General features: G+C 61.3%; 23 protein-coding genes and 1 tRNA gene. 15 read left to right on the forward strand and 9 right to left on the reverse strand.

The features are described from left to right. Positions 1-158 precede the first annotated feature (158 nt). A complete protein-coding gene (locus tag NL532_RS11460) occupies positions 159-794 on the reverse strand; it encodes an FMN-dependent NADH-azoreductase (protein WP_023672454.1) in 636 nt (211 codons plus the stop codon). Between the two features lie 109 nt (positions 795-903). Between NL532_RS11460 and NL532_RS11465 the strand changes: the two genes are divergently transcribed. After that, positions 904-1,860 (forward strand): LysR family transcriptional regulator, encoded by a 957-nt coding sequence (locus NL532_RS11465; protein ID WP_023734949.1) that lies wholly within the window; start codon positions 904-906, stop codon positions 1,858-1,860. On the opposite strand, the gene NL532_RS11470 is transcribed toward NL532_RS11465, so the two are convergent. After that, a complete protein-coding gene (locus NL532_RS11470) occupies positions 1,793-2,419 on the reverse strand; it encodes a TetR/AcrR family transcriptional regulator (protein WP_023828076.1) in 627 nt (208 codons plus the stop codon). The two genes, NL532_RS11465 and NL532_RS11470, sit on opposite strands and share 68 nt — an antisense overlap. Before the next feature lie 66 nt (positions 2,420-2,485). Between NL532_RS11470 and NL532_RS11475 the strand changes: the two genes are divergently transcribed. Both NL532_RS11475 and NL532_RS11480 read left to right on the forward strand, forming a co-directional pair. After that, the gene (locus NL532_RS11475; RefSeq protein ID WP_023748200.1) at positions 2,486-2,911 is read left to right on the forward strand and encodes a VOC family protein; all 426 of its coding nucleotides are present in this window, start codon (positions 2,486-2,488) and stop codon (positions 2,909-2,911) included. A 94-nt stretch (positions 2,912-3,005) separates the two neighbouring features. Continuing rightward, entirely contained in the window at positions 3,006-3,917 is a 912-nt protein-coding gene (locus NL532_RS11480; protein WP_023828075.1) for an arginase family protein, read from the forward strand. 4 nt (positions 3,918-3,921) lie between these two features. Here the strand turns inward: NL532_RS11480 and NL532_RS11485 are convergent, their stop codons facing one another. After that, positions 3,922-4,872: a S1C family serine protease gene (locus tag NL532_RS11485; protein ID WP_023828074.1), complete on the reverse strand. Its 951-nt coding sequence runs from the start codon at positions 4,870-4,872 to the stop codon at positions 3,922-3,924. 169 nt (positions 4,873-5,041) lie between these two features. Here NL532_RS11485 and NL532_RS11490 point away from each other — a divergent pair, with 169 nt between their 5' ends. From NL532_RS11490 to NL532_RS11500, 3 genes are all read left to right on the forward strand, one after another. Continuing rightward, complete coding sequence (locus NL532_RS11490) at positions 5,042-5,914, forward strand: S1C family serine protease (protein WP_023689760.1); 873 nt, start codon at positions 5,042-5,044, stop codon at positions 5,912-5,914. Between the two features lie 8 nt (positions 5,915-5,922). After that, complete coding sequence (locus NL532_RS11495; protein ID WP_196813812.1) at positions 5,923-6,633, forward strand: helix-turn-helix transcriptional regulator; 711 nt, start codon at positions 5,923-5,925, stop codon at positions 6,631-6,633. Between the two features lie 118 nt (positions 6,634-6,751). Continuing rightward, positions 6,752-7,618 (forward strand): SDR family oxidoreductase, encoded by an 867-nt coding sequence (locus tag NL532_RS11500; RefSeq protein WP_023744356.1) that lies wholly within the window; start codon positions 6,752-6,754, stop codon positions 7,616-7,618. A 129-nt stretch (positions 7,619-7,747) separates the two neighbouring features. On the opposite strand, the gene NL532_RS11505 is transcribed toward NL532_RS11500, so the two are convergent. Together NL532_RS11505 and NL532_RS11510 are read right to left on the reverse strand one after the other, a co-directional pair. Next, complete coding sequence (locus NL532_RS11505; RefSeq protein WP_023672463.1) at positions 7,748-8,263, reverse strand: TIGR00645 family protein; 516 nt, start codon at positions 8,261-8,263, stop codon at positions 7,748-7,750. A gap of 326 nt (positions 8,264-8,589) precedes the next feature. Then, positions 8,590-10,800: an OmpA family protein gene (locus NL532_RS11510; protein ID WP_023828073.1), complete on the reverse strand. Its 2,211-nt coding sequence runs from the start codon at positions 10,798-10,800 to the stop codon at positions 8,590-8,592. Between the two features lie 202 nt (positions 10,801-11,002). Here NL532_RS11510 and NL532_RS11515 point away from each other — a divergent pair, with 202 nt between their 5' ends. Next, on the forward strand, positions 11,003-11,449 hold the full coding sequence (locus tag NL532_RS11515) for a YcgN family cysteine cluster protein (RefSeq protein WP_023672465.1): 447 nt from the start codon (positions 11,003-11,005) through the stop codon (positions 11,447-11,449). A 220-nt stretch (positions 11,450-11,669) separates the two neighbouring features. After that, a complete protein-coding gene (locus tag NL532_RS11520; protein WP_023672466.1) occupies positions 11,670-12,014 on the forward strand; it encodes a hypothetical protein in 345 nt (114 codons plus the stop codon). 268 nt (positions 12,015-12,282) lie between these two features. Here the strand turns inward: NL532_RS11520 and NL532_RS11525 are convergent, their stop codons facing one another. Continuing rightward, the gene (locus NL532_RS11525; protein WP_023672467.1) at positions 12,283-12,993 is read right to left on the reverse strand and encodes an SIMPL domain-containing protein; all 711 of its coding nucleotides are present in this window, start codon (positions 12,991-12,993) and stop codon (positions 12,283-12,285) included. A 134-nt stretch (positions 12,994-13,127) separates the two neighbouring features. On the opposite strand from NL532_RS11525, the gene NL532_RS11530 reads away from it, so the two are divergent. Continuing rightward, positions 13,128-13,203 (forward strand) — tRNA-Ile (locus NL532_RS11530). A 21-nt stretch (positions 13,204-13,224) separates the two neighbouring features. Here NL532_RS11530 and NL532_RS11535 read toward each other — a convergent pair. The 3 genes from NL532_RS11535 to NL532_RS11545 all read right to left on the reverse strand — a co-directional run bounded on the left by NL532_RS11535 (position 13,225) and on the right by NL532_RS11545 (position 15,322). After that, positions 13,225-14,457 (reverse strand): tyrosine-type recombinase/integrase, encoded by a 1,233-nt coding sequence (locus tag NL532_RS11535; RefSeq protein ID WP_023828072.1) that lies wholly within the window; start codon positions 14,455-14,457, stop codon positions 13,225-13,227. Beyond that, on the reverse strand, positions 14,454-14,705 hold the full coding sequence (locus NL532_RS11540; protein WP_031202594.1) for a helix-turn-helix transcriptional regulator: 252 nt from the start codon (positions 14,703-14,705) through the stop codon (positions 14,454-14,456). The genes NL532_RS11535 and NL532_RS11540 overlap by 4 nt, the downstream gene beginning before the upstream one ends. Positions 14,706-15,151: 446 nt before the next feature. Beyond that, entirely contained in the window at positions 15,152-15,322 is a 171-nt protein-coding gene (locus NL532_RS11545; RefSeq protein WP_196813811.1) for a hypothetical protein, read from the reverse strand. Positions 15,323-15,385: 63 nt separating this feature from the next. Here NL532_RS11545 and NL532_RS11550 point away from each other — a divergent pair, with 63 nt between their 5' ends. From NL532_RS11550 to NL532_RS11575, 6 genes are all read left to right on the forward strand, one after another. After that, positions 15,386-15,598: a hypothetical protein gene (locus NL532_RS11550; RefSeq protein ID WP_245270161.1), complete on the forward strand. Its 213-nt coding sequence runs from the start codon at positions 15,386-15,388 to the stop codon at positions 15,596-15,598. Between the two features lie 96 nt (positions 15,599-15,694). Beyond that, positions 15,695-16,405: a dCTP deaminase/dUTPase family protein gene (locus NL532_RS11555; RefSeq protein ID WP_031202592.1), complete on the forward strand. Its 711-nt coding sequence runs from the start codon at positions 15,695-15,697 to the stop codon at positions 16,403-16,405. Beyond that, a complete protein-coding gene (locus NL532_RS11560; RefSeq protein WP_286488112.1) occupies positions 16,405-17,343 on the forward strand; it encodes a thymidylate synthase in 939 nt (312 codons plus the stop codon). The genes NL532_RS11555 and NL532_RS11560 overlap by 1 nt, the downstream gene beginning before the upstream one ends. A gap of 129 nt (positions 17,344-17,472) precedes the next feature. Further along, positions 17,473-18,495 (forward strand): toll/interleukin-1 receptor domain-containing protein, encoded by a 1,023-nt coding sequence (locus NL532_RS11565; protein WP_196813810.1) that lies wholly within the window; start codon positions 17,473-17,475, stop codon positions 18,493-18,495. Positions 18,496-19,007: 512 nt separating this feature from the next. Then, positions 19,008-19,223 carry a hypothetical protein gene (locus tag NL532_RS11570; RefSeq protein WP_023828065.1) on the forward strand — a complete coding sequence of 72 codons (216 nt, stop codon included), beginning with the start codon at positions 19,008-19,010 and terminating at the stop codon, positions 19,221-19,223. Positions 19,224-19,364: 141 nt separating this feature from the next. Continuing rightward, positions 19,365-20,591 (forward strand): hypothetical protein, encoded by a 1,227-nt coding sequence (locus NL532_RS11575; RefSeq protein ID WP_155923726.1) that lies wholly within the window; start codon positions 19,365-19,367, stop codon positions 20,589-20,591. Positions 20,592-20,862 lie beyond the last annotated feature (271 nt).

Raw genomic sequence — 20,862 nt, forward strand, 5'->3', positions numbered from 1 at the left:
TGAGGGCCAGCTGATGAACGGGCAAGAATAGTTGGCAGCCATCGAAAACCCCGCCACGAACACCACGCCATCTGCCGGTGGACCCTGCTCTCGGCCCCGGACAGCAAGAAGGCAGGCGCCGAAGCGCCTGCCTTTTCAATGCGAATGACGGGGTGTGCTTACGCGGCGATTTGCGCGCTCGCGGTCTTGGCCACCACGGCATCGACCTTGGCCGTCGCATTGGCGAGCGCGGCGGTGACGGCATCAGGGCCCATGCCGACGCCTTCGATGCGGATGACGTCGACATCGGTCATGCCGAGAAAGCCGAGCACGCCGCGCAGATAGGGGATGGCGTGATCGAACTGCACGGCCGCACCTTCGGAATAGATGCCGCCCGAGGCGAGTACGATATAGACCTTCTTGCCGGTGACGAGGCCCTTGGGACCACCCTCGCCATAAGAGAAGCTCTTGCCGGAGCGGGAGATGTGATCGACCCAGGACTTCAGGGTTGAGGAGATGTTGAAGTTGATGAAGCCGGTGGCCAGGATCACGGTGTCGGCTGCGAACAGTTCGTCAAGCACGATGTCGGAGACGCCGACGACTTCGGCCTGGCGCGGCGTGCGGGCTTCAACGGGGGTGTAGATGCCGGTCGCATAATCGGTGTCGATGTGCGGCAGCGGGTTGGCCACGAGGTCGCGTACGACGAGCGTATTCGACGGGTCGGCGGCGACGAGCTTTTCAGCGAATTCGGTAGCGATACGGGTCGAGTGCGAGGCAGCGCCGCGCGGGCTCGAGGTTACAAGCAGGATAGACATAGCGGTTCTCTCCAGTGGGAATTGATTTCTCCCGCCTGATATGGGCCTACCGACCCATTCAAAAAACTGGTATATTTTCTATACGATCCATCCATAAAGTAGGTATGCCGTGCAACCCAATCCGACGCTCGACCAATTGCAGATCCTGGTTGCGGTCGCCGACACCGGCAGCTTCTCAGCCGCCGGCCGCAAGCTTAACCGCGCGCAGTCCGTCATCAGCTACGGCATCGCCAATCTTGAAGCGCAGCTTGGCCTGAAACTGTTCGAGCGCGAGGGCACGCGCGAGCCGCAGCTGACCGAAATCGGCCGGGCGATGCTGGAGGACGCCCGGCGCATGGTCGGCGTGCTGCAGCGCATCCGTTCGCGTGCCGACGGTCACCATCAGGGGCTGGAGGCTGAAGTTGCGCTATCGGTTGACGCGGCGCTGCCCTCGCCGGTGCTGGTGCGGGTGCTGAAGGCGTTCGAGGCGCAGTTCCCGACCGTGATGATGCGACTGCATATCGGCACGCTCGGTCTGATCCCCGACCATGTCGTCAGCGGACAGTCGGATCTTGGCATCGGTGGCTTGCTGGGCGAGGTCGACGTGCATCTCGTGCGCATCGGCTTCATGTCGATCGTGCTGGCTGCCGCCCCCACCCACCCTCTGGCACTGCTGCCGAAACCGGTGGCGCTCGAGGATGCGCGAGAGCACACCCAGCTGGTTGTCAGCGACCAGTCGGAACGCACCAAGGGACGCGACTTCGGCGTCTTTGCCTATCGTACATGGCGGCTGACAGATGTGCGTATCAAGCATACGTTGATGCGCGAGGGGCTGGGCTGGGGCGGGTTGCCGCGCTGGCTGATCGCGGACGATTTGGCCAGCGGCAGGCTGGTCGAACTCGACCTTGAACCTTTTAGCGAGGTGCGCTCATCGCTCTACGCCATGCACCGCGCCGACCGCAGCCCGAAACCGGCGGCGGCCTGGCTGATCGACCAGTTCAAACGCCAGCTCGGCTGCTTCAACGAGTTCGAACCGGACGACCTGCCTGAGGGCGAGCCGGAGACAGCCCATCGATCAGAGCCATGAGCACGGCGCGATAGTCTTCGGCCGAGGCGCCGGCCTCGACGGCAAGTGCTGCGCGGTCGAAGGCGGCGGCGAGCAAAGCGGTCAGCGCATCGGCAGGCAGTCTGGTCATCGACTGTTCGCGCATCGCCGCAACCAGGCCTTCGCGCAGCGACCGGTTGCCGTGGTGATTGTCGATCGCATCCATGGCGGCGCGGCCAAGCACGGCCGGCCCGTCGAGCAGCAAAAGCCGCGTGCGGCCGGGCGCGCGCATGGCGGCGAGATAGGCGTCCGAGCCGGCAATCAGCGCATTGCGGGCAAACAAAGAAGGCGGCGAGGCGCGCTCGATCTCTTGCGCCACCGCCGCCGCCTCCTGCTCGACCACGGCGGCAAACAGCGCCTGCTTGTCGGCAAAGTGGTGATAGAGCGCGCCGCGGGTGACGCCGGCGGCCGCAACGATCTCCGGCGTGCCGGTCTCGGCATAGGACTTTTCGATGAACAGTTTGCGCGCCGCAGCGATCAGGTCGGCGCGCGTCGCTTCGGTGCGGTCGCGGTTGGAGCGGCGCGGGGTTTCTCGTTGCATACATGCAGCCTGTATGTTATTTCGAATTACATGCAAACTGTATGTTGGCTGACGGGAGAAAGAAAGATGAAGACGACGAGCTATTATCCGGTGCTGATGACGGGCGACGTAGCCGGCACGAAAGCCTTCTATATCAATCACTTCCGCTTCAAGCCGCTGTTTGCGAGCGACTGGTATGTGCATCTGCAGTCTGCCGAGGATCGCCGGGTCAATCTCGGTATCGTCCAGGGCGACCACGAGACGATCCCCGAGGGGGGGCGCGGCCGCACATCGGGGCTGCTGATCAATTTCGAGGTGAGGGATCCTGATGCTGTCTATGAACGGATCGTTGCGGCCGGCCTGCCGATCCTGTGCCCGCTGCGCGACGAACCCTTCGGCCAGCGCCATTTCATCACCAGGGATCCCAATGGCGTGCTGATCGACGTCATCAAGCCGATCCCGCTCGGCCCGGAATTTCAGGCGCAATTCGCGGCGGGCGCGGCGGGCGCCTGAACGATGGCAGCAAATGTCGGCAGCGGCTCCGGCCGCTGTGGCCGGACCCGCACCATGCGGTCTATGTTGGTGACGTTGAAGCTGGGCCTGCCGCATGCGTGACATCTGCCTTGTTCGGGCGCCATCCAATCTCGGCCTTCGGCCCTTGGAGCCGGGCCATGTGCCCGGCACCTGGCGTGCGCCGCAGGCGCTGAGCCAAGCTGGTTTGATCGAGTCGCTGGCGCCGGGGCGGGTGGTCGATCTCGACAGACCCGCCTACAGTACCGAACCGCAACCGGGCACTAGGCTGCGTAATGGTCCGGCGATCCGCCGCTTCAACCTCGATCTTGCCGAGATCGTCACCGGTGCGCTTGGGCAAGGCGAGTTCCCGCTGATCATCGGCGGCGACTGCTCGATCCTGCTTGGCGCACTGGTCGCCGCGCGGCGCTCGGGCGCGGTCGCCCTGGTCCATGTCGATGGCCACAGCGATTTCCGCCATCCCGGCAACTACGATGTCAATGCCTCACTCGGCTCGGTTGCCGGCATGGATCTGGCACTTGCCACCGGACGCGGCGAGGCTTTGCTGGCGCAATGGCCAGGTGTTGTCGGTCCGCTCGTCGCCGACGAGGCGGTGGTTCAGATCGGCGAACGCGAGAGCCGCGATGCCGATTTTGCCTGGCCCGACATCAATGCGACCGCCGTGACGCGCATCGACGTCTTTGCCGCGCAGGAACTCGGCGCGGCTGGAGTGTTGCAAAAGACAAGAGCGACGCTGGCGCGCGCCGGCTGTCCCTACTGGCTGCATCTCGATGTCGATGTGCTCGACCAGACGGTGATGCCGGCGGTGGATTCGCCCGGCAGCCCCGGCATCGACCCCGATGAACTCGTTGCCATTCTGTCGGCGCTGACAGCGGACCAGCGCTGCACCGGCTTGGACATGACGATCTACGATCCCGACCTCGACCCGACCGGTGACCTTGCGCGACTGCTGGTGTCGCTGCTCGGGCGGGTGCTCAATCCTCGATAAGGGCTCAACTCGCCCTTGCTACCGGCGTCACCGTCACCTGGCTGACGCCGGTGCGGCGCACCACGGTGCACAGCGTCTCGCGGCCGATGCGTTCGGCGTCGAGCATGCGCACGAGGTCGTCGACGCCGGTGACCGGGCGACCGTCTATTGACGCGATGATGTCGCCTTCCCTGAGGCCGGCCTTCGCCGCGGGTCCGTCTTTCTCGACGCTGCGCAGCCGTACCGCCGTACTGGTGGTCACTTGCGACAGAAGGGCGGCGCGGCGCGGCAGGTTGGTGGTGTCGGCGGAGATGCCGATGAAGGCACGGCGCACGCGGCCGAAGCGGATGATCTCCGAAATGACGAAATTGGCGGTGTTGGAAGCGACCGCGAAGGCGATGCCTTGCGCGCCGTGGATCATGGCGGTGTTGACGCCGATGACTTCGCCTGCCGACGACACCAGCGGTCCGCCGGAATTGCCGGGATTGAGCGCGGCATCGGTCTGGACGACATCGTCGATCAGCCGCCCGGTCGAGGCGCGCATCGAACGGCCAAGTGCGGAGACCACGCCTGACGTTACGGTCCATTCGAAGCCGAGCGGATTGCCGATGGCAATGGCGATCTGGCCGCGCCGCAGCCGCTTGGAATCGCCGAGCGGCGCGACTTCGGTGAAGCTGCCATCGGCGCGCACCAGCGCGATGTCGGTGTCAGGGTCGCGGCCTAGCACGCGGCCTTCGCTGGAGGCGCCGTCGGGCATAGAGACGCGCACCGTTTTGGCATCGCCAACGACATGGAAATTGGTAACGACCAGCCCGTCCGGCGCGATGACGAAGCCGGAGCCATGGCCACCTTGGCCACCGACGCGCTCGATGCGGCAGACGGCTGGGCCGATGCGGTCGACGGCGTCGGCGACTGTCGTCGAATAGGCGTCGAGCAGTGTGTCGTCGGTTTCGAATTTGTGGGCGGCGAGGGCCATTGGCGGGGCTCCGTGTTTTCAGGCGCGATGATGACTATATGTGCGGAGCGGCTCGAACTGCCGCGACCTGACCAGATGGCCAGTCACACCAGTAACTAGCCGTCAGACGAGTACCTCCGGGCGCACTGCCGAGCGATATCTGGGGCATGAGAAAACCCAGGAGATCATCATGAGTGACTTCAACCTTAATGCATTTTCCGACGCCATCGCCGATCTCGCCGCCAAGGCTGCGCCGGCAACGGCAAGTTTCACCACCCATCACCATCGCACCGCCAGCGCCTTCCACTGGCGTGACGGCTATTTCGTCACCGCCGAGGAAGCTGTCGAGGCCGGTGAGGAGATCGAATTGACATTGGCTTCGGGCGAAGCGGTGAAGGCCGAACTGGTCGGTCGCGATCCGTCGACCGGCGTAGCGCTTCTGAAGCCGGCCGGCGCTGCCGCAGCGCCTGCGCTGGCCAAGGCTGACGCGGTACGGCCCGGCAATCTTGCCATCGCCATCGGCAGTAGTCAGGGTTCGGCGCTGGCCGTATCGGGTTCGGTCGGCGAGGTCGGCCCCGCCTGGCGCTCGATGCGCGGCGGCAGCATCGATCGGCGCATCAATCTCGCCGTCAATGCCGGCGGCCGTTTCGAGGGCGGGCCGGTGCTTGACGCCAAGGGCGCGCTGATCGGCATGCTGCTGTTTGGGCCACGTGGTCGTGCGCTGGTCATGCCTTATGAGACGATCGAGCGGGCCGTGGCGACGCTGCGTGAAAAGGGCCATGTCGCGCGCGGCTATCTCGGCGCCGGCCTGCACCCGATCCGTGACGGCGCGGCGCGCGGCGCCATCGTCATGAGCCTCGACGACAATGGTCCGGCCAAGGCCGCCGGCCTTGCGCTGGGCGACATCATCGTGGCGTGGAATGGCGAGGCCGTGCACGGCCCGCGCGAACTGATCCGAAAGCTTGGGCCGGATAGCGCGGGCGCCGCGGTGACGCTCGGCGTGGTGCGCGGCGGCGAGCAGCGCGACGTCGCGCTGACCGTCGGTGAAAAACCGCTGAGCTGAGAGGGGCGATGGAAAGCGACACGCTGACAAGGCCGGAGGCGGGTGGGCCGGAGGTGGGTGGGCCGGAGGTGGCGGGCGGCGGACGCCAGCTCGTGGTGCTGATCGCGCTGCACGATGCCGCGCGTGCCGAGCGCCTGTCAGCTTCGCTTGCCATGGCGGACGATCTGCTTCCGGTCGTAGCCGGCAGCGGGATTGCCGACGTCGCTGTCTTCGATGACGCTGTTGCGAACAGTGCGGCCTGGCTCGATCGAGCCGATGGTGGCAACAGCGCAATCCCACGGGTGCTGCTATCCGCGAGCGCTGGCCGGCCGGAAAACCGGGTGCTTGCCGTGCTGCCTTTGGCGTCGGATGCGAATCTGGTCGCGGCTGCCGTCAGACTGGCGGCGGCCGGCTACCGGGTGTCCAGGGATGGGCGTTCGACGCCGGATCGTCATGGCGGTTTCGATCACATAGCGAGCGGAACTGAAACCGATAGCGGGCTGTTTGGCGAGGAATCTTTTGACGACGGCGCCGCCCTCCGACCAGCGCTGTCACCGCGCGAGACGGAAGTGCTGGCGCTGCTCGCCGAAGGCGCACCCAACAAGGTGATCGCCCGGCGGCTGAACATCTCCGTGCACACGGCGAAATTCCATGTCGCCGCGATCCTGATCAAGCTGGGTGCTGCGAACCGCACGGATGCCATCGCGATCGCAATGCGGCAGGGCCTGGTGCTGGTCTAACCCCCTTTTCCGTTTGAGCCTACGTTGCGTAACCCGTTGCAGGCTGCCGAGGCCTTGCGCAGTGCATTGCCGCCGCGCAATGGTTCGCGTCAGTGATGTAGCAGGGAGGTGCCAAGACATGTCGCTCAAGGGAAAGACGCTGTTCATCTCCGGCGGGTCGCGCGGCATCGGTCTTTCGATCGCGCTGCGCGCTGCGCGCGACGGCGCTAATGTGACGATCGCGGCCAAGACCGCCGAGCCGCATCCGAAGCTGCCGGGCACGATCTATTCGGCGGCTGAGGAGATCGAGCAGGCCGGCGGCAAGGCGCTGCCTGTTTTGTGCGACATCCGCGAGGAGGCGCAGGTGGCCGAGGCGGTTGCCAAGACCGTCGAAAAGTTCGGCGGCATCGATATCTGCGTCAACAATGCCAGCGCCATCCAGCTCACCGGCACGCTGGAGACCGACATGAAGCGCTACGATCTGATGCACCAGATCAACACGCGCGGCACCTTCCTGGTGTCGAAAATGTGCGTTCCGCACCTGAAGTTGGCTGAGAATCCTCACATTCTGAATCTGGCACCGCCGCTCGACATGAAGGCCAAATGGTTCAAGAACCATGTCGCCTACACCATGGCCAAGTTCGGCATGTCGATGTGCACGCTGGGGATGAGCGCCGAGTTTGCCAAGGACGGCATCGCGGTCAATTCGCTGTGGCCGATCTCGACCATCGACACGGCGGCGGTGCGCAATCTGCTCGGCGGCGCGACGGTCGCGGCGATGAGCCGCTTGCCCGACATCATGGCCGATGCCGCACACGCCATCTTCCTGCGGCCATCGCGCGAGACATCAGGCAATTTCTACATTGATGAAGAGGTGCTGCGGGCCGAGGGCGTGACCGATTTCGCGGTCTATGCGCCGGGCGCGACCGGGCCGCTGGCCGGCGACTTTTTCGTGCCGGACGCGGTATTTGCCAATTCGCCGACGAACGTCAAAAGCATCTACTGACGGAAATCACGGGCCGCCGGCGCTGCCCCCCATCCGCCTGCCGGCGTTTTTCGAAAAACCAAGCAATTGGCTTTTCGCCCGCTGTGCGGACCAGCCTCACCTCCCCATGAACGGGGAGAAAGGGGCTCATCACTCCTCGCCCTTCTTGCCTTTGCTCAGTCCCATCAGCCGGTCGATATAGGCCAGCATCAGCGCCGAGACGACGAAGGCGAGATGGATGATGGTCAGCCACATCAGCTGGTCGATCGTATAGGAAGACGAATTCAGGAACACCTGCAGCAGGTGGATCGAGGAAATGGCGACGATGGTCGAGGCGACCTTGACCTTCAGCGAGCCGACATCGATGGTACCCAGCCAGTGCACACCGCCATCCTGGTCGTCGAAACGGCTGACGAAATTCTCGTAGCCGGAGATGATCACCATCACCACCAGCGAGGCGACAAGTGCGGCGTCGATAAGGCCGAGCATCTTCAGGATGGTGTCGGTGTCGTCGAGTGTGAAGGCGACCATGACGAACTCGTAGAGTTTCTTGCCGAAGGACAGCGCATAGACGGCGAGCGCCAGGGCCAGCCCGATGTAGAAAACCACCAGCAGCCAGCGTGAGGCGAGGATGATCGATTCGATGGCGAGTTCGAGACGTTTCATGCAGCGGTTCCGGTGAGCTTTCTGAGGTCGACTGGGGTATTTCGGTCAGCTTGCCGCGGTTTGCAAGGCAAATTGCGGCGCAAAAAAACCCCGCCGGGAGGGCCGGCGGGGGTTCAATGCATCCCGCTGGAGTCGGGACGGGGCAGGGAACGCCCAGCCTTGAATCTGGGGAGGGCGGCCGCTCTATTCAATGAGCCGGTTCTAATACCAGTACAATTCTTGCTGACCGGGATTGCTGTCCGCAGCTCGACCCATCCCGGTCTGCCGGGATGGGTCCTTGTTGTCGATCTGATTCCAGAAAGCTGCTCAAGCCATTGGAAAGCAGATCAATTGTTACTCGCTACCGGTGCCACCAGCGAGGTGATGCGACGGATGCCGACACGGCGGTTCTCGCGGTTGGGCGCCGTGGTGTTGACCTTCAGGTATTCCTCGCCATAACCCTGAGTGGTCAGGTTTTCCGGCGGGATCCCGAAGGCATTGGTCAGCGCTTCGGCGACAGACTCAGCGCGCCGGTCGGACAGAGCAAGGTTTGCTTCCGGCGTGCCAACCGCATCGGTGTGGCCTTCGATCAGGAAGGTTTCGGCCGGGTTCTTCTTCAACAGTTTCTCCATGGCCGTGGCGACGCCTTCCAGTTTCTGCACTTCGGTGTCGGATATCGAGGCCGAGCCGAACTCGAAGTTCAATGTATCGAGGTCGACGCGACGGGCAATGTCGCGCACGCGCGCCGAACGCTTCACTTCGTCGATGGAATAGAGGCGCTGGACCTTCTCCACCGGCGGTTGTTCGAGGAACTCGTAATAATCGTCCGGGCTTTCGACATCTTCCGAATCGAGGATGTACTCGCGGCGCGGGATGGTGAGCCGCATCGGCGGCAGGTCGTCACCGGGATCGCGCCAGTCATTGTCGTCGTCATAGCTGCGCTCGTCGACATAGCTCAGCACATATTCGTGCCCATCCGGCGTAATGCGCGATCGCCTGATGACGTCGCCATTGCGGTTGCGGATGGTGACGATCTGGATGCCATTGTCGCGCTCGACGATTTCCCGAGAGCGATCGCCCGACAGTTCCTCATAGTAAACATTCCTGGCGCCGCGGTGCATGCGCGGAGCGTCATTGCTTTCCACGATCGTCTGGTTGTTGAACTGCAGGATGACGCGGTCGCCGAGTTCCTTGACGACGTCGACGCCTTTCGGACGCCGGCGGTCGCGGACGTTCTCATCGGGTGCACGCTCGACGCGTTTGCCTTTTTCCTCCGTCACCGGGGCGATCTTTTCTGGCTGAATTGCCTGCTGAGCTGACTTGTCGTCGGTGGGCGGCGGTCCCTGGTCGACCGGAGCCGGCTTCGGGGCTTGCGCCTCGGTGCCGCCCTGCGCGGGCTGCTCGCCCGTCTGGCCGCCAGCATTCTGGCCGTTCCCATTTTGGCCGTTCCCATTTTGGCCGTCGCCATTCTCGCTGTTGCCGCCCTGGTCCTTGCGGTGCTTGCGCCTGGCATCCTTCTGGCTGTCCAGGATGGGTGCTTCGTCGGGGTTGGCCGTGGCTTCGCCTTGCGCCGGCGTCTCACGTTGCGCGGGCTGCTCGGCATTGGCCGGTTGCTCCGCAGGCTGTGGTTCACCGGTCGCAGGCTGCTGTTCGCCCGTCACCGGCTGTTCGCCGACAGTTTTTTTGCCGTGCTTTTTCGCCTGATCCTTCGGCTGTTCACCTTCGGCGGGAGCCGCTTGCTGATCGGCCGGGGGCTGAATCGGCTCGGCCTGCGGCGCGGGCTCTCCGGCAGGCGCAACTTTGACGTCTGGCGCTTTGTCGGCAGGCGCGGCCTCAATCTGCTGATCCTGCTTGCGCTTTTTCTTGCCCGACTTGTTGTCGTTTGCCGGCGCCACCTGTTCGGTGGGCGCTGCCTGCTCGGCAGGCTGCTGGGCCGGCTGTTCAGCGGGCGCCGCTTCGATCTGCTGTTGGTCGCGCTTCTTCTTGCGTGGCTTTAGCGGCTGTTCTTCATTTGCCGGAGCTACCTGTTCGGCCGGTTGTTCAGCCGGTGCTGCCTCGATCTGCTGCTGGTCACGCTTCTTCTTGCGTGGCTTGAGCGGCTGCTCATCGGTCGCCGGCGCTGCCTGGGCGCCGCCCTCATCCGCAGGCGCCGCCTCGATCTGCTGCTGTTGATTGCGCTTCTTTTTGCGCGGCTGCTGTTCCTCGGCGGCAGGTGCGGCCTGTTCGGCCGGGGCCTGCTCGGTCTGCTGCTGATCCCGCTTCTTCCTGCGCGGCTGTTGTTCCTCGGCGGCAGGGGCGGGTTGCTCTGCAGCCGGTGCAGGCTGCTCGGCGGCCGGCGCTGCCTGTTCGGCCTGCTGGCGTTTCTTTTTGCGCGGCAGTTCCTGGTCGGTCTGCTGACCATCTGCAGCAGGGTCGTCCTGGACCAGGATCAGTGGCGCGGCCGTGTGCTGCAAGGGGCCGAAAACGGCGTTGCCCTGCAACGGGGATGCGCCCAACGGCGCGGATGCCATAAGCAGGCCAAGTGCCGTACCTGCCAGTACCCGTGGTTGGCGTTTCATCTTAAATTCTCCTTGTGGGGTCCCATCCCTGCCCAAACTGTCCTTGACCGGATTGGTTCCGGTTTGCAGGCATTACCCGCACCCAAGGACGATTGACCGGCGTTTTGAAGGCAACTTCATGTTTTTCCTATGGTGCGGCCGGAACTTGAAGTCACACAACAGCTTGACCTTGCCGCATGCGGAGGCCACATCTCGACCCATAATGGAAACGCCGTTCTGGAAGACCAAGACGCTGGAAGCGATGACGCCCACCGAGTGGGAATCGCTGTGCGACGGCTGCGGAAAATGCTGCCTGTCTAAACTCGAGGACGAGGATACCGGCGAGATCTACTGGACATCAGTCGGCTGCCGGCTGTTCGATGGGCAAAGCTGCCGCTGTTCGGACTATGCCAACCGGCTGGCGCGCGTGCCGGACTGTGTCGGGCTGACGCCGCAGAATGTGCGCACCATCACGTGGCTGCCGAAAACCTGTGCCTACCGGCTGGTTGCCGAGGGGCACGACCTCTATTGGTGGCACAGGCTGGTGTCGGGAAGTGCCGAGACCGTTCATGATGCCGGCATCTCCATGCGCGGCCGCGTCCGCGCCAGTGAGACCGATCTGGCCGAGCCGGACGATTATTTCGACTATATGCTCGACGACGAGCCCTGAGCATTCTGGAACGGACGTTGCCATAGGGCGTTCCGCGCCATTGGACGTTTTTGACGGTCAGGATCGTTTGCAGCGGTGGAAGGGGCGGTTGCTTTTGACCTGTCGGGCAGATTAACCGAAAATGAACGGCCGGTTCGCGAAGAGTTCAGATTGCAAGGAGCATTCTCCCCCCATCGGTTCGACCAAGACGGGCGCAAGCCCTCAACAAGGAGAGAAGACAATGTTCAACTCATTCAAGACGGCAGCCCTTTCGGGTCTCGTAGCTCTCGGCACCCTTGCCGCAGTGCCCGCCCAGGCGGACTCGATCTATCTCGGCTTCGGCAACAACCATGACCGCCGCGTCGGCGTCTACACCGGCGACGATGAGGACGGCTTTCGCCGTGACCGCAATTGGCGCCGCTGCTCGCCGGACCGCGCCCTCGACAAGGCCGAGCGCATGGGCCTGCACCGCGTCCGCATCGTCGATGTCAATCGCCGCGTGGTGAAGGTCGCCGGCCGCCAGTATGGCGATCGCGTAGTGGTCGTGTTCGCCAATGAGCGCGGCTGCCCGGTTATCTATCGCTAAGAGAACCAGACTGATCTTCTGCGAAGATCAGTCTGGGATACGACCTTCTGCGAAGGTCGATCCGGAGGCATGTTCCTCTGCCAGGATCAGCCTGGAGTACCTGGAGTAGCGGCATGACCCTTCTAGGGTCAGCCAGGAGCCCCTTTCCCTCCGCGGAAAGGTGCGGCTCGAAAAAACCCCGGAGGCCAGTCCTCCGGGGTTTTTCATGTCGGAAATCTGCGGTTCCGGCCGACGGGTTCAGCAGAACCGCGCCCAGCCCGGCGGCCTGCTACTTAAGCTCGAATGTCACTGTTACCTGCACGGCGTAGGCATTCTCGCCGGCCTGCACGGGAACCGCGGCGCCTGCCGCATCGAAGGCCTTTGCATTGATCGGCATCGGCGCCGGCGCAACGTTCTGGTCGGTGATTTCCAGCACCCGGCCTATGCTGACGCCGGCGGCTTCGGCCAGCGTCTTGGCCTTGGCCATGGCATCGGCGACCGCCTTCTTGCGGGCTTCGGTGACGGCAGCTTTCGGATCCTCGTTGGAGAACGAAATGCCTCCGCCCTGATTGACGCCGAGCGACACAGCCTTGTCGAGAATCTCACCTGTTTTGTCGATGTCGCGGATGCGCACCGAGAGTGTGTTGGTCACCTGGTAGGCTACAAGCTCGGCTTCCTGGCTGCCGTCCGGTTTGTTGGTGTAGTTGTAACGCGGGTTGATCTGGATGCCGGCGGTCTGCAGGTCGCGGTCCTTGATCCCTGCCGACTTCATTGCCGCGATCACGGCGGCCATGGCGTCGTTGTTGGCGTCGAGTGCCGCGCGTGCGGTCTTGGCCTCGCGCATGACGCTGAGCGTCAGCAGCGCCAGGTCAGGCGCCACGGTCGACTGGCCTTCACCCGACACGATGATGCGGGGCGGGGGCAGCGAATCGGCAGCGCTTGCCATCGCCGGAAAAGCGATCGCGGCGGCAAGTGCGAGCGGCAAAATATGTCTGGTCATGAAAATCTCCTCGGTGTGCGATCCAGTCGCGCCTGTCGACTAGGGCGCGAATATGGGCTGATTTGGGCGATCTCGGCCAGCCCGTCCGGAAAGCCTTGTGCCGCGCAAGGAAAAACACTAATCCAGCGCGCGTGGGGCCTGTAGCTCAATGGTTAGAGCCGGCGGCTCATAACCGCTTGGTTGGGGGTTCGAGTCCCTCCGGGCCCACCATTGGCTTTCGCTGCCGTTGATTTAACTGGGTTTTTTGTACTTTTTTGTCCCACTCTCTTCCACCCCCTCCAAAAGTGGGACATTTTTCTCGTTTCGATCGAATACCAGAAGCGTCCGGGCAGACTGCGCCACTATCCGGCGGCGTGCCTTACGGATGTAATGATCAGGCTGCTGATACGTCGTCCAGCCGTAAATCGCCTTCAGCTGTTCATGTGTGGCTCCGTTTTCTGCCGCAACGGTGGCGCCTGCCTTGCGGACCCCGTGGGCGCTGCAGCCCGGGAGCCCCGCTTCGTCGCACCATTGGCGCATCTTGTTACCAAGGCCGTTTTCCGAGAAAGGCCGACCATACTCGGTGACGAGGAATGTCAGGTTGCCGGCCGGGGCGAAGGAAAGCTCATCCTCGAGTTCTGGGAGCAGAGGCAGTTCGACGACAATCGCTTCCTTGCGCACCTTGCTCTTGTCGGTCTTGCCAGGCTTGATCCTGATCCACTTCTCCCAGGTCCCGGTATCCTTGTTGCGAACCTGGGTAATGTGTTGTCTGCCGAAGATTGCTGCATCGGACAGTCGCAAACCTGTGAACATGAAAATCGCCAGCGCCATACGAGCCATAGTGCCGCGCGCATGCCGTTTCTCATACTGGACGATCTCCGACACTTCCCAGGTGTGGAAACCTTCGCCATTGCCAGAAGTCAGGCGCTTTATTCCGTTTGCCGGATTGACCTCGACCATCTCGGCATCCTTGGCCCAAGCGAACATTGCGCTAATGGCTTTTATAATATTGTTGGCTGCCCCCGGAGCGTCTGACCGGGTATCACGGAGCTCCTTGACGTGAGCCCGCTTCATGGCCGCGAATGGTAATGAACCCTTCGTCGAGAAGTCCGGATTGACTGGCCCGCTCAGCGGGTGAGGCAGTTTGCAAACGCCCTCGAGTATTGTTCGTCGTCGAAGCATCGTGCCTTCGCCGACCTCTGCGCCACCGCGCCGGAAATACTCCTGGCAAAGCCACATCAGACTGCCGCGAGGAGCCACTGGCCTCACTACAGGCCTGACCACATTCTGAGCCGAAGCATAGGGAACGCCATCTCGCGCGCAGCGCACTTCTTCGTGGAACTCGGCTGAACCTGGCTTTTCTCGCAGACGGATCTTTTTTCTACCCGGTGCGCGGAAGTACAGCCGGATATTGCCGTGCCGATCCCTGTCTTCGACAACGCCTTTCAGATTGAATTTCACCATGGTGCTCGCCACGTCCATCATCTGCGATCCCAAGGATTATCGCTGGAGGACACGCCGTCAAGTTTGCTGTTGCGGTGTGGAAGCCGCCGGAATGCCTCTGCCAGTTCCTCCACGTCCCAGACATAGCGCTCTTTGCTGGGCATCCGCGGTTGTGGCATACGGCCATCCGCGACCATCTGGTCGAACGTCGTTGGACTGACGCCGATAGCTACCGCTGCCTGTTCTCGATTAATGCCGAACAGCAGGAGCCCGCCAAGTGAGCGTTTCATTGCTTTTCTCGCTGCACGTCGCCTCGCGGGCTGAGTTCCGCGACAGCGGAGCATTCACCTAAGAAGCAATCACGCTACCCTTTCCCTGCAATGCATGGAATGGATCTGTCCGGCCGATGCGGCAAACGGCGGTAGCGGCGTGAAAATAGGATAGCAGACCGCGGCTGCGGGGGTTCGAGCCGGGAGCCCGCTACATCGCAAGACCCACTATCGAAGAGGCTTTCTTCTGCTATCGGGCACGCCGCTTAGTCGAAATTTTTCCATTTTTGGCGATGGGGCCGACTTTCTCCGAAGACAGAGGTCACAGGTTCGAATCCTGAACCCAGCAGGAATCGAAACCTGTGGCCTACAGATTAGGAATCTTTGCCAGTGAAAAGTGGATATCCTCAGCGATCTAGAAAAATGACGTGATTTCTAATAAGGGCGGGCGATTACAAGGGTCAATTTCATCCCGACAATTCGGCGCTGTTCTGGCTGGCGATCACCTCGATGTGGCAAGGGCCCTTGTCGTGTCCGGCGACGGCGACGGGATGACTCCCGCAGATGATAAAGCCGATGGCCTGATCCTGCGCCCGGAGCCGCATTCGCAGTGAAATGGACGGTAGAACGCGCGCCATCGGCAGTCTCCCTGGAAGGATGGCCGGGAAGGCTGGAAAGTCTGCCTGTGGTCCGAGACGGTGATGAAGCCCTGGCGTTATCACGCGCTGCCGATCAACGTGGCAGGCGTGCCGCTAGAGCCGGCGACGGCTGATGCACTTGGCTCCATTGCCGCAGAGATGGGAATTGGCAGGTCGGACCTCATTCAAATTGTCCTTCGCGAATGGCTGGAAACCAATGCCTATCTGCCAGTCCGGGTGGTCGACGAGGAAAGCGAAACGGACGGAAGCGCGTAGGTGCAAGCCGCACTTTGCTCTGCAGATTTGCTCGGAATTGTACAGATGGTGGTTGGATGATAGCCATAACCTGCAATGCAAAGCAGGGATAGCTTCATGCTGTTGACCGACTCCGAAATCCGCGCCGCCCAGCTTGTCAAATACGGGTCTGATGCCCGTTACAATGCGACATCATATGATCTCGGCATCGGGGAAATTATCGATGCAAGCGGTCAACGACACAGCGAGGTGGGATATGCGGTCAAACCTCAAGAAATCGTCTGGCTGATATCACGGGAGAATATCAAGTTGCCCACTGACATCACAGCGCACGCCTCCATCAGAACAGGCCTGTGCAACAACGGTCTTCTCGCGCTTAATATTGGGATAGTCGATCCGACATGGGACGGTCCCCTTTCAACGGCTGTAGTCAATTTTTCAAAATCCGAGTACTTCCTGAAGATCGAAGAGAAATTCCTTCGCCTTTCGTTTCTCAAGCACAACGAACCTGAGCTGGCTAGAGTTTCGTCTCCTTCATCCAGGAAGGAATATATTGCCGAACGTATCGGCCTCGCAAAGACAAAATTTGGCACCACATTTCTAAATGTTGATGAGCTCTCCGGAAATGTCGCGCGACGAATAGTCGAAAAGAGAAAGGAAAGCATCTTCTTGTATGGCGCAGTAGCTTCGATGATTATTGGTCTCATCGTGATCGTTATATCAGTTGCGACGTATGCGATAACTTTTCCCCGGTACAATCCATATGGCGATTTCGATCAGCGATTAAAACTGATCGAGCAAAATCTCAAAGTAGGAGGGGAGCACTGATGAGGCAGCCGCGATTCACATCGCTCAACTCTGCCTACGCGCATCTTCTAAAAGGAATACTCGACGATGGTCGCGAAGTGTCGCCGAGGGGCATCAGGACCAAGGAGCTGCTTGGGATCGGTTTTGTTCTAACAGAACCCCGCGCAAGGATTCTCACCTCTGAGACACGCCGTTGGAGCTTGCCGTTGGCGTTAGGGGAACTCTGCTGGCATTTGCGTGGCAGCAGCGATGTTGCCTCGCTCGCCTATTACACAAAGGCATGGGAGAAATTTTCGGACGATGGGACTTCAATCGCGGGCAGCTGCTATGGAAAAAAGCTCTTCGCAACATCTCCGGCTGGAAACAGCACCTGGAAGCGCTTGGCAACTGTATTAAGGACTGATCCCGACAGCAGGCGTGCTGCGGTGTCGTTTCTGTCAGGATCAGATGATCTCTCCAACTCGCGCGATATCAGCTGCGTCAGCAGCATCCAATTCATGATTCGCGGGAGTAAACTAGATATGATGACTGTCATGAGGAGCAATGATGCATTTCTCGGGCTGCCATACGATGTGTTCCTGTTCTCGTTCTTGCAGGAATGTATGGGCCTTGAACTTGGGTGTCCCCTAGGAGAATACCACCATTTCGTTATGTCTCTGCATCTGTATGAGAAGCACTTGGATCGGGCCAAAGCGATATCTCAAGAATTGCAAACAAGTTCTGGGCTGATGCCTCCACTGGAGTCTTTGCTGCAAATCCAGGAACTCCTGTCGGCCGAAGAGGCGATTCGAAGCGGTCGTGCCGTGAATGTGGTCGTTGATGCATATTCGGATCCACTCGTTCGAGAATTGGTGGAATATCGGAAGCGCCTATCCGCCCGTGAGCCATCCCCGTCGGTTCGAGTATGCGACACCGGGTCGATCGACGCGAGATGGCGACCTGGCGTGCGGCCCCGCTGACGTTGTGCCACATAATGACCGCGCTGAATGAACGCCAATTTTCCGATCCGCCATTCTCAGCACGCCTCGTTTCGGGTACATGCATCGCGGCCTGCGCATGGATGCATTGGCACGTTCGGGAGCGCAGCCTTGAGTAAATCGGTGTTTGTCAGCCATGCCACTGTGGACGCAGTGCTCGTCCGCGCCTTCGTGGACTTTCTGGTAGATGGCATCGGCGTGCCGACCGAAGAAATATTCTGTTCTTCGCTCCCGGACTTTGGAATCCCCACCGGGCAGAATTCCGTCGAGTACATGCGCAGTCAGATAGACGGATCGCTCATCGTGATCATGCTGATGTCGCCCAGCTATATGGCGAGAGCATTTTGTCAGGCGGAGATGGGTGCCGCGTGGGTAAAGGCGAAGGAAGTGTTCCCCATCGTCGTGCCGCCCGCGAATTTCGCCGACGTCGACGGCGTTATGCTTGGCAAGCAGGCAATCAAGGTTGACGATGACATTCGATACAACGAGCTGCGTGAAAAGCTCGCCGAGCTAGTCGGCTTCAAGCCAGTCAAGGCGACTCGCTGGGATCAGAAGCGCAAACAGTTTTTCGGCGCACTACCGGAAATGCTGACGACGCTCGCCAAGGCGACGTCCGTTCCATTGGCCACATACAAGGAGCTTGAAGCAAAGTACGACGATGCGCTGCGCGATCTCGAGAAGCAGGAGGAAGAGATCGGCCGTCTAAAGGCTGAAATCGTGGACCTGCGGAAACTTAAGAACTCGGCCCAAGCCAGCGAGGTCGCCGCAAAGTACGCTGACAAGACGGTCAGTACGGAATTCGAGCGCTTGGCCCTCGTGGCGAAGAAGGCGATCAAAACCATCGGCGCTTCCGGTGTCCGCCGCCTCTACCTTGCGGATCGCTTCGGCAAGCCCTTCGATGTGCGAGGGTGGGATCAAGAGGATTTTGACGCGGCGATCCGACGGAATGTGTTGACCCAAGATTGCACGCCTAGGCGTGACCATCGCGAAGTATGGGCGGCGGATCAGGCGCTAGACCAGATGGAAAAGTTCGTAGCGGCCAACTTGGAGGAACTGGAGGAATATGCTGAGCATCACTACACATCGCCTATGGAGCCAGACAATGAGGATTTCTGGAACGCGCATCTGTTGTGAGGGTGGCTGCCGTTAGTCCGGCGAGCCGACGCGAGAGGACTCTACGGTGACCCTGCAATAAAGGCCTTGGTGATGGCCTGACATCAATTCCTTGGCAGCTTGTGGATTCCCGCCTAATCGGACCGCCTTTGTTGCAGCTCGTGCAGAAAGTGCCCTTTCGACGGAGCTGAATAGCGCATCCTTCCCGCAGCGCCGAATAGACTAGCAGGATTTACGTGCGCATGATGCGAGCAGTTCTTGCACCCAGCGCGGAGCACGTGCCACTCGCGCAGATCGCCAAGCGATACGTCCAGACCAGCGGCATCGTAGGTTCCCAGGCGTGACGACCTTTTCCATCACATGTCGGCTGTTGTAGTGGATCAGAAGCATTCCTGGCCTACCTCGGATAGCGGCTGGCTGACGTTCGAATCCGGGGATCGAGAAATAGTCTCAACAAGGGTCCTCTCCTCCCAGTCGCAAACCTCGATCCGAAAATTGTCCTCCGCCGTTTTCGCCATGGCTTCGAGGCGAATATGCAGCTTCGCTTGATATTCAGGGTGCATCGGAAGAGGAAAAGCAGCGGAATCGCGACGGCCAGAGCCGTCTTCATATCCGCAGGTGTTTCGGCTGAAACAGCGGCCGATGGCATGTTTGCTGTGGAAGGCTGGGACGATGCCGGGTTTCCGGACGTGGGCGAGCCCACCGAAGCCGGGGATATCGCGGCAACTGTGTGGATGGATGCCAGCTAGGTTGGGATCAATGCTTGCTGCGCAAGCTGGCCTGCCGATCAGGTGCCTCCGCATCTCGTACTTGAGCTTGTTGATTGATGCCGCGAGCGATAAATTAGCGGAGACTCATTGGCCTGCGCCGACGGGCGAATGGAGAGGGCCATGTCGACCTTCGATAGCTCAGCTTATTCCGACATTCTCCGCAACGCGCGCCTTGCGAGCGAAGCGCTCGGTTGCGCATCCACATGGCACAATCATCTAGCCCAGCTCGACACCCGCCCCGCCCGGACGCCTATGGACCAGTGGAAACATGACGCGGCTACACGCAACGCGATGTTGGGGCATGTGGACTTGTCTTCCGACATTCTCCGCCACGCGCACACTCAGCTAAGCCAATTCGATGCCAGCCCCGCGCGCGCGATTATAGACCAGTTGCAGCACGACGAGGCGGCACGTAATGCGATGTTGGGGCATGCGGACCTGCTCACGCGGTTTGACGGGCTCGGAGACTTGGTGCGGACGCATGATAGTCTGTTTGTGAAACAACTTATTACGCCGTCAGCAATCGCATTCGGACAAGAGCAGGCCGGAGTAGCTCAGAACCTCGCCTTGCCGTCCGCGTTGGAGTCTTTTCGAACCCCTTTCGATCTGCTCTCCTCGAAGCTTATGATGCTGGATCTGCTGGGCATCAGGAACATGGAACCACACCTAGAGGCATTCACGCGTGCCTCAGCATTTTCCGACCTGATTAGCCAAAGCTTGCGGGTAGATCGTGATTTCATGGCGGCGAGCAACGCATTCGCGCTCTCGTCGATGCCCACGCTCGACACGCTGGCGGGGTATCGCAGTTTCCTGGATGCTGCCGGGCTCGGCCTGCCACGCTGGCCGAAGTTTCGTCTGTTAAGCTGGGCCGAGAAGCGCCGACGATTCAAGGCGCGGCTACAGGGGAAGGCAGAAACCCCGCACATTAGGAAGGCGAAATCGCTCGTGCATCGTTATGAATTGACCCTGCGCGAGGTTTTGGATGCAGCGATGGCCGCTACCTACGGCGAAGACTGGGCCGAGGCTCGGCTTCCCCTTTGCGGCTGCAAGGATCTTCTTGGGCGCTGGAAGAAGCGCGGTGGCGATGTGCTCGATCATGCGGACTATGCACACTATGCCCGCATCATGAGCAATCCCGAGCATTTCGCTGCGATCTTTGAGGCTGGCTTCGACGATCCGCACGCGCTGGCTGCATTGCTGGATGATGCTGGCCGCCTGCGCGCTGCCTCGCACCACGCACACGAGTTCACACCAAGCGATCTTCGCGATCTCCGCATCACATGGCGCACGATTGAGACTGGCCTGCTCGCGTTTACTGCCGACTACGAGGTAGAGGCTTGGGGGTAGTTGATGGCGAGAGATCGCGCCCCCTATCCCGGCAAGCGCTGTGGCTTCGCGACAGTCTCCACACGGCGATGCGCTCGGATGTGCGGGTGGCGCTGCGGCTGTATCGGGAAGTGCAGAACCAGCCGAGGGCGAGGTGGCGAAGGCGGTGGTCCTGCCAATGTCGAAGAGGCGTCGGCACAGCGCCAGGTCATAGGGTGCCGCCCCGACGCGCCCTTCGGGCTTGTCTCACTTGGGATAGCTCTTTCTTTCCTAGCTCTGCATCTGCCCGCAA

The organism is Mesorhizobium sp. C120A (genome assembly GCF_030323105.1).
GTDB lineage: Bacteria > Pseudomonadota > Alphaproteobacteria > Rhizobiales > Rhizobiaceae > Mesorhizobium.

Excerpts from the sequence above, each read along its gene's own strand:
- NL532_RS11460 (WP_023672454.1), bottom strand. The coding sequence starts at position 794 with ATGTCTATCCTGCTTGTAACCTCGAGCCCGCGCGGCGCTGCCTCGCAC.
- NL532_RS11470 (WP_023828076.1), bottom strand. The coding sequence starts at position 2,419 with ATGCAACGAGAAACCCCGCGCCGCTCCAACCGCGACCGCACCGAAGCG.
- NL532_RS11475 (WP_023748200.1), top strand. The coding sequence starts at position 2,486 with ATGAAGACGACGAGCTATTATCCGGTGCTGATGACGGGCGACGTAGCC.
- NL532_RS11480 (WP_023828075.1), top strand. The coding sequence starts at position 3,006 with ATGCGTGACATCTGCCTTGTTCGGGCGCCATCCAATCTCGGCCTTCGG.
- NL532_RS11485 (WP_023828074.1), bottom strand. The coding sequence starts at position 4,872 with ATGGCCCTCGCCGCCCACAAATTCGAAACCGACGACACACTGCTCGAC.
- NL532_RS11490 (WP_023689760.1), top strand. The coding sequence starts at position 5,042 with ATGAGTGACTTCAACCTTAATGCATTTTCCGACGCCATCGCCGATCTC.
- NL532_RS11495 (WP_196813812.1), top strand. The coding sequence starts at position 5,923 with ATGGAAAGCGACACGCTGACAAGGCCGGAGGCGGGTGGGCCGGAGGTG.
- NL532_RS11500 (WP_023744356.1), top strand. The coding sequence starts at position 6,752 with ATGTCGCTCAAGGGAAAGACGCTGTTCATCTCCGGCGGGTCGCGCGGC.
- NL532_RS11505 (WP_023672463.1), bottom strand. The coding sequence starts at position 8,263 with ATGAAACGTCTCGAACTCGCCATCGAATCGATCATCCTCGCCTCACGC.
- NL532_RS11510 (WP_023828073.1), bottom strand. The coding sequence starts at position 10,800 with ATGAAACGCCAACCACGGGTACTGGCAGGTACGGCACTTGGCCTGCTT.
- NL532_RS11515 (WP_023672465.1), top strand. The coding sequence starts at position 11,003 with ATGGAAACGCCGTTCTGGAAGACCAAGACGCTGGAAGCGATGACGCCC.
- NL532_RS11520 (WP_023672466.1), top strand. The coding sequence starts at position 11,670 with ATGTTCAACTCATTCAAGACGGCAGCCCTTTCGGGTCTCGTAGCTCTC.
- NL532_RS11525 (WP_023672467.1), bottom strand. The coding sequence starts at position 12,993 with ATGACCAGACATATTTTGCCGCTCGCACTTGCCGCCGCGATCGCTTTT.
- NL532_RS11535 (WP_023828072.1), bottom strand. The coding sequence starts at position 14,457 with ATGATGGACGTGGCGAGCACCATGGTGAAATTCAATCTGAAAGGCGTT.
- NL532_RS11540 (WP_031202594.1), bottom strand. The coding sequence starts at position 14,705 with ATGAAACGCTCACTTGGCGGGCTCCTGCTGTTCGGCATTAATCGAGAA.
- NL532_RS11545 (WP_196813811.1), bottom strand. The coding sequence starts at position 15,322 with ATGGCGCGCGTTCTACCGTCCATTTCACTGCGAATGCGGCTCCGGGCG.
- NL532_RS11550 (WP_245270161.1), top strand. The coding sequence starts at position 15,386 with ATGAAGCCCTGGCGTTATCACGCGCTGCCGATCAACGTGGCAGGCGTG.
- NL532_RS11555 (WP_031202592.1), top strand. The coding sequence starts at position 15,695 with ATGCTGTTGACCGACTCCGAAATCCGCGCCGCCCAGCTTGTCAAATAC.
- NL532_RS11560 (WP_286488112.1), top strand. The coding sequence starts at position 16,405 with ATGAGGCAGCCGCGATTCACATCGCTCAACTCTGCCTACGCGCATCTT.
- NL532_RS11570 (WP_023828065.1), top strand. The coding sequence starts at position 19,008 with ATGCAGCTTCGCTTGATATTCAGGGTGCATCGGAAGAGGAAAAGCAGC.
- NL532_RS11575 (WP_155923726.1), top strand. The coding sequence starts at position 19,365 with ATGTCGACCTTCGATAGCTCAGCTTATTCCGACATTCTCCGCAACGCG.